Here is an 18,951-nt window from a genome sequence, read left to right as displayed (position 1 = left end):
TTGGACAGGAAACACTCTACTGAAAGTGCGAATGTATCTGGTATAGCTTTGCTCGTTTGCATTTGGGGGTATTATTGGGGGTATATCTAATTTTCTTAACGTGTTTTTATATTTAAAGTCATAAAGTTGCGTGCTTAGTTTCAATCCTACAGGGGCCATTTCATTTCATAGAGTTACGCCTCACTCACATCCTCCTGATTTCCGTTGTGGGACATATTTGGGACATCGACCCTAAAATTTATCGGTCATGAAGGACATTTATGTGGTATCTACTCGCAATTTCGCTTGCCGCACTTTCCCTTAATAAAAGCCTGGCTTACCTGCTGCTGGGATTAACGGCATTTCTCGGCTGGAACCAGAGCATTCTTGACGCCCCGGCGCTGCTGGTTATTGCGTCAATCGTTATTGGCTGGTCTGTTGTTGAATGGCTACGTAATAAGGATGATAAATATACTTATCTGATTGAAGGCCTGTGTGTGATCATCGCCGTTGCCCTGGTTATGCATGTGCTCCCGGGCTTCCATAATCCCAAAGTGCTGGATGCTGTCGTCGTTGGTCCGCAAAGCATACCGTTCAGTATGTACTTTAATATTGACAAGGCGGTGGTGCCGTTCTTTTTAATTACGTGCATGCCAACGCTATTCGTAGCAAAACCCCTCTATAAAATTGGCAAGCTCGGCTGGGTAATATTGGTACTTGCGGTACCCGCGCTGTTACTTCTGGCTGTGGCGTTGGGCGGGCTGAGAATTGAGCCACATGCGCCAGAATGGTTCGCGCAATTTGCCCTTGCGAATATTTTCTTCGTCTCTTTGGCCGAGGAAGCCCTGTTCAGAGGCTACCTGCAGCAGCGCTTGTCCCGGATCGTTCATCCTGTTGTCGCGTTGTTGATGGCCTCAGTCCTCTTTGGGCTGATGCATTATAGCGGCGGTTTACTGCTGATTATTTTTGCCAGCCTCTCCGGCATTATTTACGGCCTGGCGTGGATGTGGAGCGGCAGGCTCTGGGTTGCAACGTTATTCCATTTTGGGCTGAACTGCGTGCATTTATTGTTCTTCACCTATCCTGTGTATGCCCCTCATGCAGCTATGTGATGCTTTTTAAATGAGTAGCCAAATAAATTTAGCTACCTCCGGATAAGCATAAAAAGCCCCCGCACTATCGGGGCTTTTTTATATCTGCCGGGCGCGCGAATAACAGTTTTACCTTCGCGCTATAATGAATAGAAGGCTAATGAATTTCGTTGTTGGCAGGCTTAAGGTTTTCTTAATCTAGAAATTATCTCGCATTAAAATTTGGATTTTTATCATTACAAAATCGGCTAAAAAGAAATTTTACACTTTTACGCGTAAACTGGATTGATACTAATTATCATTAGCGTTGTTGTATGCTTTAATCCTGTCCCACAAAGCTATGAGTGGTTACTCCCGTTGGTCTATTAAGGATATGTTCATGAATTCTCGCCTGCTGTCCTGCTTCTCGCTTGCCTTGTTGTCATCATCCCTTTTCCTTTCCACACAGTCGGTTGCCGCCGATAACAACGACGGTATCGTTGTTTATAACGCGCAGCATGAAAACCTGGTGAAGTCGTGGGTTGACGGTTTTACCAAAGAAACCGGGATTAAAGTCACTTTGCGTAATGGTGATGACAGCGAGCTGGGTAACCAGCTGGTGCAGGAAGGCAGCGCATCGCCGGCAGACGTGTTCCTGACGGAAAACTCGCCGTCCATGGTGCTGGTGGATAACGCCAACCTGTTTGCCCCGCTGGATTCAGACACCCTGAAGCAGGTACCGGCAGAGTATCGTCCGGCGCATGGCCGCTGGATCGGCATTGCTGCCCGCAGCACGGTGTTCGTCTATAACCCGGCGAAGCTGAGCGAACAGCAGCTGCCTAAATCGCTGATGGATCTGGCGAAACCCGAGTGGAAAGGCCGCTGGGCGGCATCACCGTCAGGCGCGGATTTCCAGGCTATCGTGAGCGCGATGCTGGCCCTGAAGGGCGAGAAGGCCACCCTGGAATGGCTCAAGGCGATGAAAGCCAACTTCGTGGCCTATAAAGGCAACAGCACCGTGATGAAAGCGGTCAATGCCGGTCAGATTGATGGCGGGGTGATTTACCACTACTACCGCTTTGTCGATCAGTCCAAAACCGGTGAAAACAGCAAAAACACCCAGCTCTACTACTTCAAGCACCAGGACCCGGGCGCGTTTGTGAGCCTCTCCGGCGGTGGCGTGCTGGCGTCCAGCAAGCACAAAGCGCAGGCGCAGGCCTTCATCAAATACATTACCGGCAAAGAAGGTCAGGAAAGCCTGCGTACCAACAACGCCTTTGAATACGCCGTGGGCGTGAACGCGGCCTCAAACCCGAAACTGGTCCCGCTGAAAGATCTTGATGCACCGAAAGTTGAACCTTCAACGCTCAACAGTAAAAAAGTTATCGAGCTGATGACGCAAGCTGGCCTGCTGTGATCCTGAGAGTGAAGTGAAGGTCTTATGTCTGGTCTGAGTCTCGACATCGGAAAAAACAGAGTGCAGGAGCCTGCCCGCAGGCGTCCTGCACTGCCGATGGTTGCGTTAGCTGTCTTGTTTTCATTACTGGCGCTTCTGCCTTTGGGTTTTATCATTGCCATTGGCATTGAGACGGGCTGGGAAACCATTAAGGCGCTGGTGTTTCGCCCGCGTGTGGCTGAGCTGCTCAGTAATACGCTGTGGCTGACGGCCCTGGCGGTTCCGCTGTGTATCGTGACGGGCGTGGCGATTGCCTGGCTCACAGAGCGCACCCAGCTTGCCGGACGGGGCATTTGGTCCGCGCTGGCGGTCGCCCCGCTGGCCATTCCCGCGTTTGTGCAAAGCTATGCCTGGGTGAGCGTGGTTCCGTCGATGCACGGGCTCTCCGCGGGCGTGTTTCTCTCCGTTCTGGCCTACTATCCGTTTATCTACATGCCGGTTGCGGCGGTGCTGCGCCGCCTTGACCCGACGCTCGAAGATGTCGCCGCGTCGCTCGGCACCCCGCCGTGGAAGGTCTTTTTCCGCGTGGTGCTACCCCAGCTCAAGCTGGCTATCTGCGGCGGCGCGCTGCTGGTGGCGCTGCACCTGCTGGCGGAATATGGTCTGTACGTGATGATCCGCTTTGATACCTTCACCACGGCCATTTATGACCAGTTTCAGTCTACCTTCAGCGGCCCGGCAGCAAACATGCTGGCGGGCGTGCTGGCGTTATGCTGCCTCGCTATCCTGGTGCTGGAAGGCGTGACGCGTGGAAAAGCACGCTACGCGCGCATTGGCGCCGGGGCTGCGCGCGAGCAGAAACGCTGGCCGCTAAAGCCTGCGGCTGCCGCGCTGGGGCAGCTGTTTTTCATGGTGCTGATCGTCCTGGCGTTGGGCGTGCCGTTAGCTGTTCTGTGTCGCTGGATTTGGCTCGGCGGGGTGGAAAACTGGATGAGCGCCGATCTCTGGCACTCGCTGCGCCAGACGCTGATGCTCGGCGTGGGCGGCGCGCTGCTGACGACGACGTGCGTGATCCCCATCGCGTGGCTCGGTATCCGCTACCCGCACCGTATCTTCCGGATGCTGGAAGGGTGCATCTATATCACCAGTTCGCTGCCGGGCATTGTCACGGCGCTGGCGCTGGTCACCGTCACCATTCATTACGCCCGTCCCATTTACCAGACGGAAATTACCCTGTTCCTTGCCTATCTGCTGATGTTTATGCCCCGTGCGCTCATCAACCTGCGGGCGGGGATTGCGCAGGCGCCGGTTGAGCTGGAAAACGTGGCGCGCAGCCTTGGCAGCACGCCCGCGAAGGCGCTCTGGAGCGTCACGATGCGGCTGGCCGCGCCGGGTGCGGCGGCGGGGGCCGCGCTGGTGTTCCTCGGCGTCAGCAACGAGTTGACCGCCACGCTGTTACTCTCTCCCCTGGGCACGCGCACGCTCTCTACCGGATTCTGGGCGCTGACCAGCGAAATTGACTATGTCGCCGCCGCGCCTTACGCGATGCTGATGATCCTGATTTCCCTCCCGCTGACCGCCATTCTCTATATGCAGTCGAAGAAAATTGCAGGGCTATGACATGCTTGAATTAACCGCCATTTCTAAATCGTTTGCTGATGTGCAGGTGCTCGACAGCTTAAACCTGAGCGTTGCGCCGGGGAGCAGAACGGCTATTGTCGGGCCGTCGGGGTCAGGTAAAACCACGCTGCTGCGTATTCTTGCCGGGTTTGAGACGCCCGACACCGGTCGTATTGTTATGCAGGGGAGAACCCTGTTTGATGAAAACCGTTTTGTCCCTGCCCACCAGCGCGGGATCGGTTTTGTGCCGCAGGAGGGCGCGCTGTTCCCGCACCTCAACGTGGCAGACAACATTGCCTGGGGGCTGGACGGGACCCGCCACGAAAAACGCCAGCGCGTTGAGGCGCTGATGGAGATGGTTTCGCTGGACAGGCAGCTCGCCACGCACTGGCCTCACGAGATTTCCGGCGGACAGCAGCAGCGCGTGGCCCTTGCCCGTGCGCTGGCCCAGCGTCCTTCACTGATGCTGCTGGATGAACCGTTCTCGGCGCTGGATACTGGCCTGCGCGCCATGACGCGAAAGGCCACGGCCGATCTGCTGGCCGAAGCGGGCGTGGCCTCGATTCTGGTTACCCACGATCAGAACGAAGCGCTCTCCTTTGCCACGCAGGTTGCCGTCATGCGTTCCGGACGCTTCACGCAGGTCGGGACGCCTTATGAGGTTTACACCCGTCCCGTTGACGAAGAGACGGCGCTGTTTCTTGGTGATGCGCTGATCCTGCCTGCGCAGCTCACCGCGGGCTACGCCCTCTGCGCCCTGGGTAAGGTGCCCACAGACAACCCGCTGGCGACAGGGCAGGGCAGAGTGATGCTGCGCCCGGAGCAGCTGAGCGTGACGGCATGCGCCTTACATGAAAGCCCGATCTCCATTCTTGATGTGGATTTTACCGGTCACCTGTCGACGCTCACCCTTGGGCTTACCGGACAGCCGCAGCCCGTGACCCTCAAGACCGTCAGCCAGCCAGGATGGAACCCGGGCACGGCGGTTCGCATTGATATTGCTGGCACCGCGCGTGTATTCGACTATTCTTAATATTCATTAATAATTTCATGCAATGGACTGTTATAAAAGAATTTTCCAGAATATATGGCATTTCCTGAGATTCTCTACCATGCTCATAAAACCTCACCATCATGCGTGAGGTTTTTCGTAGTTGCTGATTAATCTCAAGGAAAAAGGTTATGAAAAAGACGACTGCTATTTTGTTGGGAACGGCGTTACTGTTTACGACCAATGCTTTTGCTGCCCAACTGCTGACTAAAAATGAGTTCAAGAAAGTCGAGTCTCAGTATCAAAAAATCGGTACGGTAAGCACTTCAAATGAAGTATCGGTTGATGATGCAAAAAAAGAACTGATTGAGAAAGCCGATAAGCAAGGCGCGGATGTTCTGGTGCTCACCTCAGGTAACACCAACAATAAAATTCACGGTACGGCTAATATCTACAAGAAAAAATAACGTTACTGCAGCCACCCCATTTTGGGGTGGTTGTTCCTCATCCTGTCTCCCCACCTCTTCCTGTTGTTCGCGGTTACGCTTGCTAACGCATGGATAATGCGTATAGTTCTCATTTGCATTGCTATCGATACATTCTAAGGCCTGACAACGGGCTATTTTTGCGCGCACTTTCAAATGAGTTAACGATGAACAACACCAGAATACACAAAACGCTGCTGGCGCTCGCCGTTGGCGCGGTAACGCATTCCGCCTTCGCGGCGGACGATCAAAAAGAAGATACCCTCGTTGTGCACTCTGCACCGGTCAACGATTTCAAACCCGGTGGCGACCAGCTGGTACCGGCCTTCCTTGACGGACAGGTGGCGAACGGCGGGCGTATGGGGATGCTCGGTCAGCAGAACGCCATGGACGTGCCGTTCAACATCATCAGCTACACCTCGAAGCTGGTGGAAGATCAGCAGGCGAAAACCATTGCTGATGTGGTCGCCAACGACGCGGGCGTTCAATTCGTTCAGGGGTACGGCAACAGCGCGGAGACCTACCGCATCCGTGGCCTGAAGTTTGACGGCGACGACATGACCTTTGGCGGACTGTCCGGCGTGCTGCCGCGTCAGGTGGTGGATACGCAGATGGTTGAGCGCATTGAGATCTTCAAAGGGGCAAACGCCCTGATGAACGGCGCGGCGAGCTCGGGCGTGGGCGGGATGATCAACCTTGAGCCAAAACACGCGGGCGAACTCCCGCAGGCGAAAGTGGGCCTGGACTACACCTCCGATTCTCAGATTGGCGCCACGCTGGATGCGGGCCGTCGCTACGGCGACAGCGACCAGTTTGGCGCGCGGGTGAACCTGGTCCACCGCGAAGGGGAAACCGGCATACCGAACGACCGCCGCCGCACCACGCTGCTCTCCACCGGTCTGGATTACAAAGGCGACCGTTTCCGCACCTCGCTGGATCTGGGTTATCAGAAGAAAACCTTCCACGGCAGCCCGACCAGCGTCAATATTTCGGCGGTGGATTTCGTGCCCGAGCCGCCGAAAAACGATCGTAACTTCTCGCAGAAGTGGGCCTACAGCAACATCGAAAACGAATTTGGGATGTGGCGCAGCGAGTACGACATCACCGACGGCTGGACCGCCTATACCGGCCTGGGCGCGCAGCACGCGCACGAGGAAGGGATCTACAGCGCGCCGAAGCTGCTGGATAAAAGCGGTAAAGCAACGGTCAGCCGCCTTGATACCAACCGCATCAGCGATTCCGTCAGCGGCATGGCGGGCATTCGCGGTAATTTCAATACCGGCTTCGTCTCGCACAAGGTCAACGTCGGGTACTCCGCGATGACTAAAAACGAAAAAATCGCGTGGAAAATGTCGGCGGCGAAGGATAACCCGACCACCAACATCTACCACAACACCGGCGTCGTTATGCCGGACAGCACCAACCTCAACGGCTCCGGCGGGAAGTACAGCGATCCGCTGACCAGCGGGCGCACCCGCACCCAGGGCTGGCTGTTGAGCGATACCCTGGGCGTGCTGGACGACAAACTGCTGTTCACCGCAGGCGCGCGCCATCAGAAAGTGGTCGTTCGCGGGTATAACAAAGTTACTGGCGCAGAGAACGACGCGGACGGTTTCGACGGCAGCCGCTGGATGCCAACCTACGGCGTGGTCTACAAACCGTGGGAGGAAATTTCCCTCTACGCCAACCACACCGAAGCGCTGCAGCCGGGCAAAACCGCACCTAACACCGCCACCAACTACGGCCAGAGCACCGGCATCGTTCACTCTAAGCAGAACGAAGTGGGCGTGAAGGCGGACTTCGGGCGCGTGGGCGGCTCTCTGGCGCTGTTTGAGATCAAAATGCCGTCGGCGATCCTCGATGCTAACAATCACTACGGCCTGGACGCCGAGCAGCGTAACCGCGGCGTGGAGCTGAACGTCTTCGGCGAGCCGATGCTCGGGATGCGCCTCAACGCCAGCGCCACCTGGCTGCAGGCGGAGCTGACCAAAACCAAAAACGGCGTAAATCAGGGCAACGATGCCATTGGTGTCCCGAACTTCTACGCCGTGCTGGGGGCAGAGTATGACATCAAGCCGATTGATGGCCTGACGGCGACCGCCCGCGTCAACCACTCTGGCGCGCAGTACGCCGATCTTGCCAACACCAAAAAGATCGACAGCTACACCACGCTGGATCTGGGGATGCGCTATCGCTTCGCGGTGAACCACAATGCAAACCAGATGACGGTGCGCGCGGGCATCGACAACGTGACCAATGAAAACTACTGGGCCAGCGTGGACGATTCCGGCACCTACATCACGCAGGGCGAACCGCGTACCTTTAAGGTCTCGGTTGGCTACGAGTTCTAAGCGTTCCACCTCGTTATCCGGGGCAGGGACGCCCCACACCTCCGCCGTTGTGTTATAAAATTGTAATAAAAGCTTCTTAGACTGGTCGCCGACTCCTTACCTCTTGGCCAATGACAGGAAGCCGCTATGGGCAGACCCCTCAAATCCGTTTTTAAAAAAGAACATCGCGACGACATCGCTAACCGCAGCGCGAACCCGGTATTCTCCGAGGTTGCAGAGGTGTTCCTCTCCCGCCGTCGTTTTCTCCAGATGGGCGCCGTGGCGGGCGCTGCCGTTTCATTCCCCTTTCTGATCAAACCCGAAAATGCGATTGCCGCGGTATCAAAGCCTTTCGCGCTGGCAAAAGCGGTTTCCCTGGGCTTTACCAGCATCGATGTCTCCACGGAAGATACGGTGAGGGTGCCGGAAGGCTATATTGCCCGCCCGTTCTATCGCTGGGGTGACCCGACGGGGATCAAAAACAACATGCCGGCCTTTAAACCGGATGCCAGCAACACCGCGGACGAACAGGCTGCGCAGGCGGGCATGCATCATGACGGCATGGCGTGGTTTAGCCTGCCGCAGGGGGAGCAAAACCCGGAGCATGGCCTGCTGGCAATGAACCATGAGTACATCGACAACGGGATGCTGTTTACCGACGGTACGGCGAATTGGAGCCTCGACAAGGCCCGCAAGGGGCAGAACGCGATGGGCGTGTCGGTGGTGGAAGTGAAAAAATCGGGCAGCGACTGGCAGGTGGTTCGCCCATCTTCGTATGCCCGCCGCATTACCGTCAATACGCCGATGCAGCTTACCGGCCCGGCGCGGCATCAGGACTTAATGAAAACCGCCGCCGACCCGCAGGGGGAGCGCGTGCTGGGCACCATGCAGAACTGCGCCAACGGCCATACGCCATGGGGCACCTATCTCACCTGCGAGGAGAACTGGTCGGATATTTTTGTCAAAAAAACCGATCTCAACCCGCTGGAAAAACGCTACGGGATCAGCGACAGCGATGAATCCTACCGCTGGAACGAGGTGGACGAGCGATTTAGCGTTGATAAAACCCCTAACGAACCTAACCGCTTCGGCTGGGTCGTGGAGATCGATCCCTACAACCCGACCTCCACGCCGCGCAAGCACACCGCCCTGGGCCGCTTCAAGCATGAGGGGGCGGCCGTCACGCTTGCCGCCGATAACCGCGTGGTGGTCTATATGGGGGACGACCAGAAGTTCGAGTACATCTATAAGTTTGTCTCGGACAAAAAATACGATCCCGCGAACCGTGAAGCCAATATGCAGCTGCTGACGTCCGGCACGCTGTACGTTGCCCACTTCAACGAAGACGGGAGCGGCGACTGGCTGCCGCTGATCTTCGGGCAAAATGGCCTGGATAAGAGCAACGGGTTTGAAAACCAGGGCGATCTGCTGATTAAAACCCGCCTGGCGGCAGACGCGGTGGGGGCAACGAAGATGGACCGCCCCGAGTGGATAGCGGTCGACCCGCACGCCAGCGGCAGCGTCTACTGTACGCTCACCAACAACAGCGATCGCGGGAAGGAGGGTAAGGCACCGGTTGATGCCGCCAACCCGCGCGCTAATAATGTGTTTGGTCATATTATGCACTGGCACGAAGAGGGGGCCGATCCTGCTGCCGCTCGCTTTAAGTGGGATATTCTGGTGATGGGCGGGCGGACCGACAGCGACGATCCGAAGGCTAAAGGTTCCATGCAGGGGGCGGCCTTCGGCAGCCCCGATGGCCTGTCGTTCGATCATCAGGGCGTGCTGTGGATCCAGACCGACGTCTCTTCCAGCACCATCAATAAGAAAGCCTACGAGGGGATGGGCAATAACCAGATGGTGGCCACCATTCCGGGCACCAACGAGTACCGTCGTTTCCTGACCGGACCGCGCGGGTGTGAAATCACCGGGATTGCGTTTACGCCGGATAACCGGACGCTGTTCATCAACATTCAGCATCCGGGGGAGGGCGGGGATGATATCACCGACCCTGCTAACCCTCGCGCTGTTTCCAACTGGCCAGACGTGAACCCGAACGGACGCCCGCGTTCCTCAACGGTGGTCATCGTCAAAGCGGACGGCGGGATCATCGGCTCATAACCTTGCATCGCCGGGGGCATGCCGTGCTCCCGGCGTTAAACTTGCTACCGCCAGCATGAAGTGTTAAAACGTGCCCCTTCTAAAAAAGAGACAGGGGTAGGACGTGAAAGACGCGTCATCCGCTTCAGGCCATGGTAGCGCTGAAGCCTCGTCGGATCAGAATCCGACGCTGCAACGTGGTTTGCAAAATCGACATATTCAGTTAATTGCCCTTGGCGGCGCAATCGGTACCGGGCTCTTTCTCGGCATCGGCCCCGCTATTCAGATGGCCGGTCCGGCGGTGCTGCTGGGTTACGGTATCGCCGGGATTATCGCCTTCCTGATCATGCGCCAGCTTGGCGAGATGGTCGTTGAAGAGCCGGTGTCAGGCTCCTTCGCGCATTTTGCCTATAAATACTGGGGTCCGTTCGCAGGCTTCCTCTCCGGCTGGAACTACTGGGTGATGTTCGTGCTGGTCGGGATGGCGGAGCTGACCGCCGCAGGCATCTATATGCAGTACTGGCTGCCGGATGTCCCGACGTGGATCTGGGCGGCGGCCTTCTTCATCATCATTAACGCCGTTAACCTCGTCAACGTGCGCCTGTATGGTGAAACCGAGTTCTGGTTTGCGCTGATCAAGGTGCTGGCAATTATCGGCATGATCGGCTTTGGCCTGTGGCTGCTGTTCTCCGGCCACGGCGGCGAGCGGGCCACTATCGACAACCTGTGGCAGCACGGCGGCTTCCTGGCGACCGGCTGGAAAGGGCTCATCCTCTCGTTGGCGGTGATTATGTTCTCCTTCGGCGGGCTGGAGCTGATTGGCATCACCGCCGCGGAAGCGCGCGACCCGCATAAAAGCATTCCGAAAGCGGTTAACCAGGTGGTGTACCGTATCCTGCTGTTCTATATCGGCTCGCTGGTGGTGCTGCTGGCGCTCTACCCGTGGGTGGAAGTGAAGTCAGACAGCAGCCCGTTCGTGATGATTTTCCACGATCTCAACAGCAACGTGGTGGCTTCTGCGCTGAACTTCGTCATTCTGGTGGCGTCGCTGTCGGTCTATAACAGCGGGGTTTACTCCAACAGCCGCATGCTGTTTGGTCTCTCCGTGCAGGGTAACGCGCCGAAATTCCTCACCCGCGTCAGCCGCCGCGGCGTGCCGGTGAACTCGCTGTTCCTTTCCGGGGCGATTACCTCGCTGGTGGTGCTGATCAACTATCTGCTGCCGAAAGAGGCCTTCGGCCTGCTGATGGCGCTGGTTGTCGCTACGCTGCTGCTGAACTGGATCATGATCTGCCTCGCGCACCTGCGATTCCGCGCCGCGATGCGCCGCAAGGGGCGCGAAACGCAGTTCAAAGCGCTGCTCTATCCGGCGGGGAACTACCTCTGTATCGCGTTCCTGGCGTTGATTCTGATGCTGATGTGCACCATGGATGAGATGCGACTTTCAGCAATGCTGCTGCCGGTATGGGTGGTGTTCCTGTTTATCGCGTTTAAGCTCTCACGCAAAAAGTAGCCCGTTTTTCTCCCTCTCCCTGTGGGAGAGGGCCGGGGTGAGGGCAACAGACCGCACCAAACCAGACCGCACCTGCCTTCACGCCCGGTGGCGCTGCGCTTACCGGGCCTACAAAACACTGCTTCATCTTTATCGTGACCCCCCTCCCAAATCTTCTACGATCCACAGGATCTTTATTTTGTAATCGATTACTTTTCATTTGAATTGTTTTGTAATCGATTACTTTTTCCGGGTGAGGCTTATTATGGTGTCAACTGAAAGTAGTGAAAAGGCGATAGCGCAGCATCGGCTGCTGGTGCCGCGGCTGTCGCTGATGATGTTTCTGCAGTTTTTTATCTGGGGTAGCTGGTCGGTTACGCTCGGCCTGGTGATGACCCAGCACAACATGTCTCTGCTGATTGGCGATGCGTTCTCCGCCGGGCCTATCGCCTCCATTCTCTCGCCGTTCGTGCTCGGCATGCTGGTGGACCGCTTCTTCGCCTCGCAGAAGGTGATGGCGGTGATGCACCTGGCGGGCGCGGCGATCCTCTGGTTCGTGCCGGGGGCGCTGATTGCCGAGAACGGCGCGCTGCTGATTGGCCTGCTGTTTGGCTACACGCTCTGCTACATGCCGACGCTGGCGCTGACCAACAATATCGCGTTTAACAGCCTGGCAAACGTGGATAAAACCTTCCCGGTGGTGCGCGTGTTCGGCACCATCGGCTGGATCGTGGCGGGCATTTTCATCGGCGTCACCGGCGTGGCGGCAAGCGTTACCATCTTTCAGGTGGCGGCGGCCAGCTCCGTGCTGCTGGCGCTTTACAGCCTGACGCTGCCGCACACGCCTGCTCCGGCGAAAGGCCTGCCGGTGAAGGTGCGCGATCTTTTCTGCGCGGATGCCTTTGCGCTGCTCAAAACCCGCCACTTTTTCGTCTTCTCCGTCTGCGCGATGCTGATCTCCGTCCCGCTCGGCACCTATTATGCCTACACCGCCTCGTATCTGGCGGATGCGGGAATTGCCGACGTCAGCACCGCCATGTCCTTCGGGCAGATGTCCGAGATCGTCTTCATGCTGGTTATTCCGCTGCTGTTCCGCCGTCTGGGCGTGAAGGTCATGCTGCTGATCGGCATGCTGGCGTGGTTTGTGCGTTACGCCATGTTCGCACTGGGCGTCAGCGAGGAGGGGCGCATTCTGCTGTATCTCGGCATCCTGCTGCACGGCGTCTGCTACGATTTCTTCTTTGTCGTCGGCTTTATCTACACCGACCGCGTGGCGGGGGAAAAGGTGAAAGGCCAGGCCCAGAGCATGATCGTGATGTTCACCTACGGCATCGGCATGCTGCTCGGCTCGCAGATTTCCGGCGCGCTCTATAACCGCCTGGTGGCAGGGCAGACCGTGCCGCAGGCGTGGGTGACATTCTGGTGGATCCCGGCGGTAGCGGCCGCGGCGATCGCACTGATTTTCCTTCTCACGTTTAAGTATGACGATGACAAGGCGTAACGTTCAGGAGGTGGTATGAGGACGATGAAAGGACCCGGCATTTTTCTGTCGCAGTTTATTGGCGCAGAAGCGCCGTTTAATTCGCTCGACGGGCTGGCTGAATGGGCGGCAGGTAAAGGTTATAAGGCGGTGCAGATCCCATGCAACCATCCGCACATCTTTGACGTCGAGAAAGCGGCGGAGAGCCAGACCTACTGCGACGACATCGCCGCTAAGCTGGCCGCGCACGGGCTGGTTATCAGCGAACTGTCGACCCATCTGGAAGGGCAGCTCGTGGCGGTGAACCCTGCCTACAGCGACGCGTTTGACCACTTTGCGCCCGCTTCCGTGCGCGGTAACGATGCGGCGCGCCGGGCGTGGGCCACGGAGAAGCTGAAGCAGGGGGCGGTCGCCTCGGCAAGATTAGGTCTGAAAGCACACGCCACCTTCTCCGGCTCGCTGGCGTGGCCGTTTTTCTATCCGTGGCCGCCGCATAACGAGCAGCGCTTTCAGGAGGCGTTCCAGGCGCTGGCGACCCGCTGGCGGCCGATTCTGGATACCTTCGACGAGCAGGGCGTGGACGTCTGCTTTGAGCTGCATCCGGGGGAAGATCTGCACGACGGCGTCACCTTCGAGCGTTTTCTTGCGCTGGTGGACAACCATCCGCGCTGCAACATTCTCTACGATCCAAGCCATATGCTGCTCCAGCAGATGGACTATCTGGCCTTTATCGATATCTTCCATGCGCGTATTAAAGCGTTCCACGTGAAGGATGCCGAGTTTCGCCCCAGCGGGCGCAGCGGCGTCTACGGTGGTTACCAGCCGTGGATCAACCGCGCCGGACGCTTCCGGTCGCCCGGCGACGGGCAGATCGACTTTAAGGGCATTTTCAGCAAGCTGACCCAGTACGACTACGACGGCTGGGCGGTGCTGGAGTGGGAGTGCTGCCTGAAGGATGGCGATACCGGGGCGAGTGAAGGCAGCGAATTTATCCGCCGCCACATCATTCCGGTTGCCGGGCGCGCGTTTGACGATTTCGCCGCAGGGGGCAGCCATGATTAACGTCGGGATCGTCGGCAGCGGGTTTATTGGCCCGGCACATATCGAGGCGCTCAGGCGCCTTGGGTTTGTTCAGGTGGTCGCGCTGTGCGACGGCTCGCTCGTTAAGGCGCAGGAAAAGGCGCGCCTGCTAAACGTACCGCACGTGTACGGTAGCGTTGAGGAGCTGCTCGCGCACCCTGATTTGCACGTGGTGCACAACTGCACGCCGAACCACCTGCATGCACAGATTAACCGCCAGATCCTGCGCGCGGGCAAGCACGTGTTTTCCGAAAAGCCGCTGTGCATGATCCCTGAGGAGGCGCGCGAGCTGGTGGCGCTGGCGGAGCAGACGGGCGTGGTGCATGGCGTGAGCTTTGTCTATCGCCAGTTTGCGATGGTGCGCCAGGCGGCAAGCATGATGCGTGCGGGCAGCGTCGGGCGGCTGTTTGCCTCGCACGGCAGCTATCTGCAGGACTGGATGCTGCTGGAAACCGACTACAACTGGCGGGTAGATGCCGCGCTGGGCGGCGCATCACGCGCGGTGGCGGATATCGGCTCCCACTGGTGCGACACGGTGCAGTTCGTTACCGGGCGGCGCATTACCGAGGTGATGGCTGATTTATCCATCGTCTGGCCGACGCGCAGGGCCAGCAAGGTCGGGAATCAAACCTTCTCCCACGACGAGCAGGTGGAGTATGTAGACAAACCGGTCACGACCGAAGACTTCGGCTCGGTGCTGTTCCGCTTTGACGACGGCAGCAAGGGCTGCTTTAGCATCTCGCAGGTGAGCGCCGGGCGTAAAAACCGCCTGACGTTTGAGATCAACGGCAGCGAGCGCTCGCTGGCATGGGACCAGGAGGTGCCACAGCAGCTGTGGATCGGCCATCGCGCGCAGGCCAACCAGACGCTAACCGACGATCCGGGGCTGATGAACCCTGACGTGGCCGACAGCGCCCACTTCCCCGGCGGACATATCGAAGGCTGGCCGGACGCCTTCAAAAATATGATGGCGCAGTTCTACCGCGCCGTGCAGGCGGGCGCGATGCCGGATACGCCGCAGTTTGCGACGTTTCACGATGGCGCAAACGTGATGTATATCATTGATGCCATTGTGAAAAGCCATCAGCAGCAGCGCTGGGTGCGCGTGGAACAATAACGCGTTGCCCGGTTCGCCGGGCAATAAATTTATGGTAGCCTGCACAAAACGCTAACCGCAGGATGTGTCGTCGCTATGTCAATTCAGAAAATCGCTCAGCTGGCCGGGGTCTCCGTGGCGACGGTCTCCCGCGTGCTGAATAACAGCGACACCGTGAAGGCGAAAAACCGCGAGCGCGTTCTGCGGGCGATTCAGGAGAGCAACTACCAGCCAAACCTGCTCGCCCGTCAGCTGCGCACCGCCCGCAGCTATATGATCCTGGTGATGGTGTCCAACATTGCCAACCCGTTCTGCGCCGAAGTGGTGAAGGGCATCGAAGCCGAGGCGGAGAAAAACGGCTACCGCATTCTGCTGTGCAACTCCGGCTCGGACATCGAGCGCTCCCGCTCGGGCTTAAGCCTGCTCTCCGGCAAAATCGTCGACGGCATTATCACCATGGACGCCTTCTCGAAGCTGCCGGAACTTGCCGCGCTGATTGGTTCTGCACCGTGGGTGCAGTGCGCCGAATATGCCGATGCGGGTGCGGTCTCCTGCGTCGGCATCAATGATGTGGACGCTTCACAGCATGCCGTCAGCCAGTTGGCCGACGGCGGCCGCAAGCGTATCGCGATGATCAACCACGATCTCAGCTACAAATATGCCCGCCTGCGCGAACGCGGCTACAAGAGCGTGATCCACCTGCGGGATCTGGACTATCAGGCGGTGGAGTATGCCAGCGATCTCAGCTCCGGGGCGGGCATGGCGGCGATGCAAAACCTGTTAAAAGATAATCCGCCGGATGCGGTATTTGCCGTTTCCGATACGCTGGCGGCGGGCGCGCTGCGCGCCATTCAGCAGGCAGGTCTTCGGGTGCCAGAGGATATTGCCGTGGTCGGCTTTGACGGTACGGAGCTGGCGGACATGATTTCGCTCACCACCATCGAACAGCCGTCGCGGGATATCGGGCGCAAGGCGGTCGATCTGCTCTTAAATAAGATCGACAACCCGGACGCGCCCACGGAAAGGGTGATGATGGACTGGCGCTTTATTTCCCGCGCCAGCACCTGATTATTGCGCGATGACGCCAGCCAGGGAGCGAATATCGTTCCCGGTTGGCGACTGGTGAATGCGCAGACCAAATTCATCCACCACCGCGAAAATATGGTCGAAGATGTCGGCCTGAATCTCCTCATATTCTGCCCAGACCACCGTGTTGGTGAAGGCATATATTTCAATCGGCAAGCCATTCGCGTCAGGCGCGAGCTGACGCACCATCAGCGTCATATCTTTACGAATGCGCGGGTGGTTGCGCAGATATTCGTTCAGGTAGGCGCGGAAAGTGCCGATATTGGTCATCTTGCGCAGGTTTAATACCGATTCCCCTTCACCGTTTTTCTGATTCCAGAGGCTAATTTCCTCATGGCGTGCGGCCAAATAAGGCTTCAGCAGCTTCGCCTGAATGAGTTTCTGCTGCTCCTGCTCGTCGAGAAAATGAATGCTGGTGGTATCAATGTTCAGGCTGCGCTTAATGCGTCGTCCGCCGGAGGCCGACATGCCGCTCCAGTTGATAAAGGCGTCGGAGACCAGCGCCCACGTCGGAATGGTCGTAATCGTATTATCGAAATTGCGCACTTTCACGGTGGTCAGGCCGATATCCGTCACCGTGCCGTTGGCACCGTATTTCGGCATCTCCAGCCAGTCGCCGAGCTTGAGCATATCGTTGGCGGAAAGCTGGATACCCGCTACAAGTCCAAGTATCGGGTCTTTAAACACCAGCATCAGCACGGCGGCCATGGCGCCCAGACCGCTTATCAGAATCGCCGGGGACTGGCCAATCAGCAGGGAGATAATCAATATCCCCACCAGGATGGCGCTCACCAGCTTGATGCCCTGGAAAATCCCCTTCAGCGGCAGCTGCGACGCGGTGGCCATTTTCTGCGACAGATTGAAAATCACGTCCAGCAGCGAGAAGAAGGAGAGCAGGGCATAGACCATCACCCACAGCTTCGCGCAGGTGGTGAGTATTTCCGCCGCTTCGCTGCCTTTTTGCAGCCACAGTACCGCCTGGACGTTGACGATTATCCCCTGCAGGGTAAAGGCCAGACGGTGAAATAATTTATTCTGGGTGATGATCTGCAGCCATAAATGGCTGCTGGCCTGCGCGCGCTTTTCGAATGCGCGAAGTACCCCTTTGTGCAGAATAAAATGAACGATGATGGCGGTAAGAAAAATAATACCAAAGATAATCACTAAAGAGGTGGTGTGATTAATTTCAATGCCTAACTCTTCAACCTGAGCAATCAATTCCTGCATAACGTCTCCTGTATTTTTGCAGCCCCATAATGGCGGCTGCGGATCTATTATGCAAATTCACGAACTTATTTGGCGGCCTGACAGATCTTCGCCACCGGCGGGCACAGGCTATGGCGGATACGCAGCGTCGCCAGAGCAAGTACCACCATCATAGCTGTTTCTACCATCAGGAAGACGTTCACCGCCTGGGTGTAATCCCCGTGATGGTTTTGAAGCGCGTGCAGCAAAATGGCGCCAAAAATGGCCGGGCCAAGGCCCAGCGCGGCCTGCTGCAGGGTGCTCAAAATGGCGCTCGCGGCCCCCGCGTCGTCAGGCTGAATGTCGCGCATCCCGATGCGGTAGAAACTGTTCACGATCAGCGCCTGCCCGTAGCCCACCAGTCCGGTGGCGGGTGCCAGCGTCAGGGTGGTATTCTCCATGCCCCAAACGCGGAACGTGGCGATCAGCGCCAGCAGGCCGGTAATCTGGATCGCCAGCCCCGTCAGCAGGATTGTGCTGGTGCTGTAGCGGGCAATCAGCCGCGGCGCGAACCAGGCCGAAACAAAGTAGGTCACGCCAAGGGCGATAAAACTGTTCCCGGACTGCCACGGCGCCATCCCCAGACCGGTTTGCATGGTCAGCGCCATACAGAACATAAACCCGGACCAGGCGCTGAAAAAGAGCATCACAATCAGGACGCCAAAGCGCACGCTACGAAGCGCAAGCAGGCGCGGCGGGATCAGCGGGTGGGCATTCTCACGCTCTTTTTTGCGCGCGTTCAGCGCCATCAGCCAGGCCAGCGGGACAAGGGCGAGCAGCATCGTCTTCAGCGGCCACGACCAGTGCCACTGGGGGCCGAGCGCCATCGGGAACAGCAGGCAGCAAAGCATGACCGCCAGCAGCGCGGTACCCGGCCAGTCGATGCGTGACGGCGTCTCGCGACGGGTTTCCGGTACGAAGCGGCGGCTCAGCGCCAGCACCACCAGACAAATCGGCACGTTGATAAAGAAGGCGTTACGCCAGCCCAGCCCGGCGATGTCCGCCGATACCAGCCAGCCGCCGCCCATCTGCCCGACGATAAACGCAATCCCGCCGATGCCGCCGAACAGGCTGATGGCTTTGGCGTGGGCGGTGCCTTTCAGCGTGACGTGCAGCGTGGCAAGAATTTGCGGCACGATCAGTGCGGCCCCCGCGCCCTGAACGATGCGCGCGGCGAGCAGCTGTTCAATGTTCCCCGCCATTCCGCACAGCAGCGAGGCCAGGCCAAAGCTCGCCACACCCCACATGAACAGACGACGACGGCCAAAGTTATCCCCCAGCTTGCTGCCGAGCGCGAGGCAGACGGCAAAGGCCACGCCGTAGAGGGCGACGATGAGCTCCAGTTCGGTGGCGGTAGCCTGCAGTGAATGGGTGATAGCGTCCAGCGCCACATTGGTGATTGAGGTATCAATCATGGGCAGCATCTGGCCGGTCAACAGCAGTATCAGGCCTGCGCGGCCCGGTGAAACAACTGACGTATTCATGGTAACTCCATTGCGTC

14 protein-coding genes are annotated in these 18,951 nt (G+C 58.0%); 12 read left to right on the top strand and 2 right to left on the bottom strand.

The window, feature by feature from the left end:
- Nucleotides 1-260: 260 nt before the first annotated feature.
- The 12 genes from ACOTXI_RS04270 to ACOTXI_RS04215 all read left to right on the top strand — a co-directional run bounded on the left by ACOTXI_RS04270 (nucleotide 261) and on the right by ACOTXI_RS04215 (nucleotide 16,187).
- Nucleotides 261-1,091: a CPBP family intramembrane glutamic endopeptidase gene (locus tag ACOTXI_RS04270; protein WP_058654321.1), complete on the top strand. Its 831-nt coding sequence runs from the start codon at nucleotides 261-263 to the stop codon at nucleotides 1,089-1,091.
- A 358-nt stretch (nucleotides 1,092-1,449) separates the two neighbouring features.
- Nucleotides 1,450-2,466, top strand: coding sequence for an iron ABC transporter substrate-binding protein (locus ACOTXI_RS04265; protein WP_045335421.1), 1,017 nt, complete (start codon nucleotides 1,450-1,452; stop codon nucleotides 2,464-2,466).
- A gap of 24 nt (nucleotides 2,467-2,490) precedes the next feature.
- Nucleotides 2,491-4,065 carry an ABC transporter permease gene (locus tag ACOTXI_RS04260; RefSeq protein WP_021241598.1) on the top strand — a complete coding sequence of 525 codons (1,575 nt, stop codon included), beginning with the start codon at nucleotides 2,491-2,493 and terminating at the stop codon, nucleotides 4,063-4,065.
- Between the two features lies 1 nt (nucleotide 4,066).
- Complete coding sequence (locus ACOTXI_RS04255; RefSeq protein ID WP_058654320.1) at nucleotides 4,067-5,098, top strand: ABC transporter ATP-binding protein; 1,032 nt, start codon at nucleotides 4,067-4,069, stop codon at nucleotides 5,096-5,098.
- 149 nt (nucleotides 5,099-5,247) lie between these two features.
- Nucleotides 5,248-5,523, top strand: coding sequence for a DUF1471 family periplasmic protein YahO (yahO, locus tag ACOTXI_RS04250; RefSeq protein ID WP_021241596.1), 276 nt, complete (start codon nucleotides 5,248-5,250; stop codon nucleotides 5,521-5,523).
- Between the two features lie 185 nt (nucleotides 5,524-5,708).
- Complete coding sequence (locus tag ACOTXI_RS04245; protein ID WP_058654319.1) at nucleotides 5,709-7,892, top strand: TonB-dependent receptor; 2,184 nt, start codon at nucleotides 5,709-5,711, stop codon at nucleotides 7,890-7,892.
- Between the two features lie 126 nt (nucleotides 7,893-8,018).
- A complete protein-coding gene (locus ACOTXI_RS04240; protein ID WP_058654318.1) occupies nucleotides 8,019-9,992 on the top strand; it encodes a PhoX family protein in 1,974 nt (657 codons plus the stop codon).
- A 103-nt stretch (nucleotides 9,993-10,095) separates the two neighbouring features.
- Nucleotides 10,096-11,484, top strand: a complete 1,389-nt coding sequence (pheP, locus tag ACOTXI_RS04235; protein WP_058654317.1) for a phenylalanine transporter — start codon at nucleotides 10,096-10,098, stop codon at nucleotides 11,482-11,484.
- Between the two features lie 244 nt (nucleotides 11,485-11,728).
- Nucleotides 11,729-12,964: an MFS transporter gene (locus tag ACOTXI_RS04230; RefSeq protein ID WP_058654316.1), complete on the top strand. Its 1,236-nt coding sequence runs from the start codon at nucleotides 11,729-11,731 to the stop codon at nucleotides 12,962-12,964.
- Between the two features lie 15 nt (nucleotides 12,965-12,979).
- A complete protein-coding gene (locus tag ACOTXI_RS04225) occupies nucleotides 12,980-14,005 on the top strand; it encodes a sugar phosphate isomerase/epimerase family protein (RefSeq protein ID WP_058654315.1) in 1,026 nt (341 codons plus the stop codon).
- Nucleotides 13,998-15,140 (top strand): Gfo/Idh/MocA family protein, encoded by a 1,143-nt coding sequence (locus ACOTXI_RS04220; RefSeq protein WP_058654314.1) that lies wholly within the window; start codon nucleotides 13,998-14,000, stop codon nucleotides 15,138-15,140. The genes ACOTXI_RS04225 and ACOTXI_RS04220 overlap by 8 nt, the downstream gene beginning before the upstream one ends.
- A gap of 75 nt (nucleotides 15,141-15,215) precedes the next feature.
- Complete coding sequence (locus ACOTXI_RS04215; protein WP_021241589.1) at nucleotides 15,216-16,187, top strand: LacI family DNA-binding transcriptional regulator; 972 nt, start codon at nucleotides 15,216-15,218, stop codon at nucleotides 16,185-16,187.
- Here the strand turns inward: ACOTXI_RS04215 and ACOTXI_RS04210 are convergent, their stop codons facing one another.
- Both ACOTXI_RS04210 and ACOTXI_RS04205 read right to left on the bottom strand, forming a co-directional pair.
- Nucleotides 16,188-17,432, bottom strand: a complete 1,245-nt coding sequence (locus tag ACOTXI_RS04210) for a mechanosensitive ion channel family protein (protein WP_021241588.1) — start codon at nucleotides 17,430-17,432, stop codon at nucleotides 16,188-16,190.
- 65 nt (nucleotides 17,433-17,497) lie between these two features.
- Nucleotides 17,498-18,934 carry an MFS transporter gene (locus tag ACOTXI_RS04205; protein ID WP_058654313.1) on the bottom strand — a complete coding sequence of 479 codons (1,437 nt, stop codon included), beginning with the start codon at nucleotides 18,932-18,934 and terminating at the stop codon, nucleotides 17,498-17,500.
- Nucleotides 18,935-18,951 lie beyond the last annotated feature (17 nt).

Source organism: Enterobacter cloacae complex sp. BZL2005, from assembly GCF_049238885.1.
Classification (GTDB): Bacteria; Pseudomonadota; Gammaproteobacteria; order Enterobacterales; family Enterobacteriaceae; genus Enterobacter; species Enterobacter roggenkampii.
Note: the sequence above shows the minus strand (reverse complement) of the source record. Positions and strands in the feature narration are given on the sequence as shown.

Coding starts and splice junctions, on each gene's coding strand:
- ACOTXI_RS04270 (WP_058654321.1), top strand. CDS start 261: ATGTGGTATCTACTCGCAATTTCGCTTGCCGCACTTTCCCTTAATAAA.
- ACOTXI_RS04265 (WP_045335421.1), top strand. CDS start 1,450: ATGAATTCTCGCCTGCTGTCCTGCTTCTCGCTTGCCTTGTTGTCATCA.
- ACOTXI_RS04260 (WP_021241598.1), top strand. CDS start 2,491: ATGTCTGGTCTGAGTCTCGACATCGGAAAAAACAGAGTGCAGGAGCCT.
- ACOTXI_RS04255 (WP_058654320.1), top strand. CDS start 4,067: ATGCTTGAATTAACCGCCATTTCTAAATCGTTTGCTGATGTGCAGGTG.
- yahO (WP_021241596.1), top strand. CDS start 5,248: ATGAAAAAGACGACTGCTATTTTGTTGGGAACGGCGTTACTGTTTACG.
- ACOTXI_RS04245 (WP_058654319.1), top strand. CDS start 5,709: ATGAACAACACCAGAATACACAAAACGCTGCTGGCGCTCGCCGTTGGC.
- ACOTXI_RS04240 (WP_058654318.1), top strand. CDS start 8,019: ATGGGCAGACCCCTCAAATCCGTTTTTAAAAAAGAACATCGCGACGAC.
- ACOTXI_RS04230 (WP_058654316.1), top strand. CDS start 11,729: ATGGTGTCAACTGAAAGTAGTGAAAAGGCGATAGCGCAGCATCGGCTG.
- ACOTXI_RS04225 (WP_058654315.1), top strand. CDS start 12,980: ATGAGGACGATGAAAGGACCCGGCATTTTTCTGTCGCAGTTTATTGGC.
- ACOTXI_RS04220 (WP_058654314.1), top strand. CDS start 13,998: ATGATTAACGTCGGGATCGTCGGCAGCGGGTTTATTGGCCCGGCACAT.
- ACOTXI_RS04215 (WP_021241589.1), top strand. CDS start 15,216: ATGTCAATTCAGAAAATCGCTCAGCTGGCCGGGGTCTCCGTGGCGACG.
- ACOTXI_RS04210 (WP_021241588.1), bottom strand. CDS start 17,432: ATGCAGGAATTGATTGCTCAGGTTGAAGAGTTAGGCATTGAAATTAAT.
- ACOTXI_RS04205 (WP_058654313.1), bottom strand. CDS start 18,934: ATGAATACGTCAGTTGTTTCACCGGGCCGCGCAGGCCTGATACTGCTG.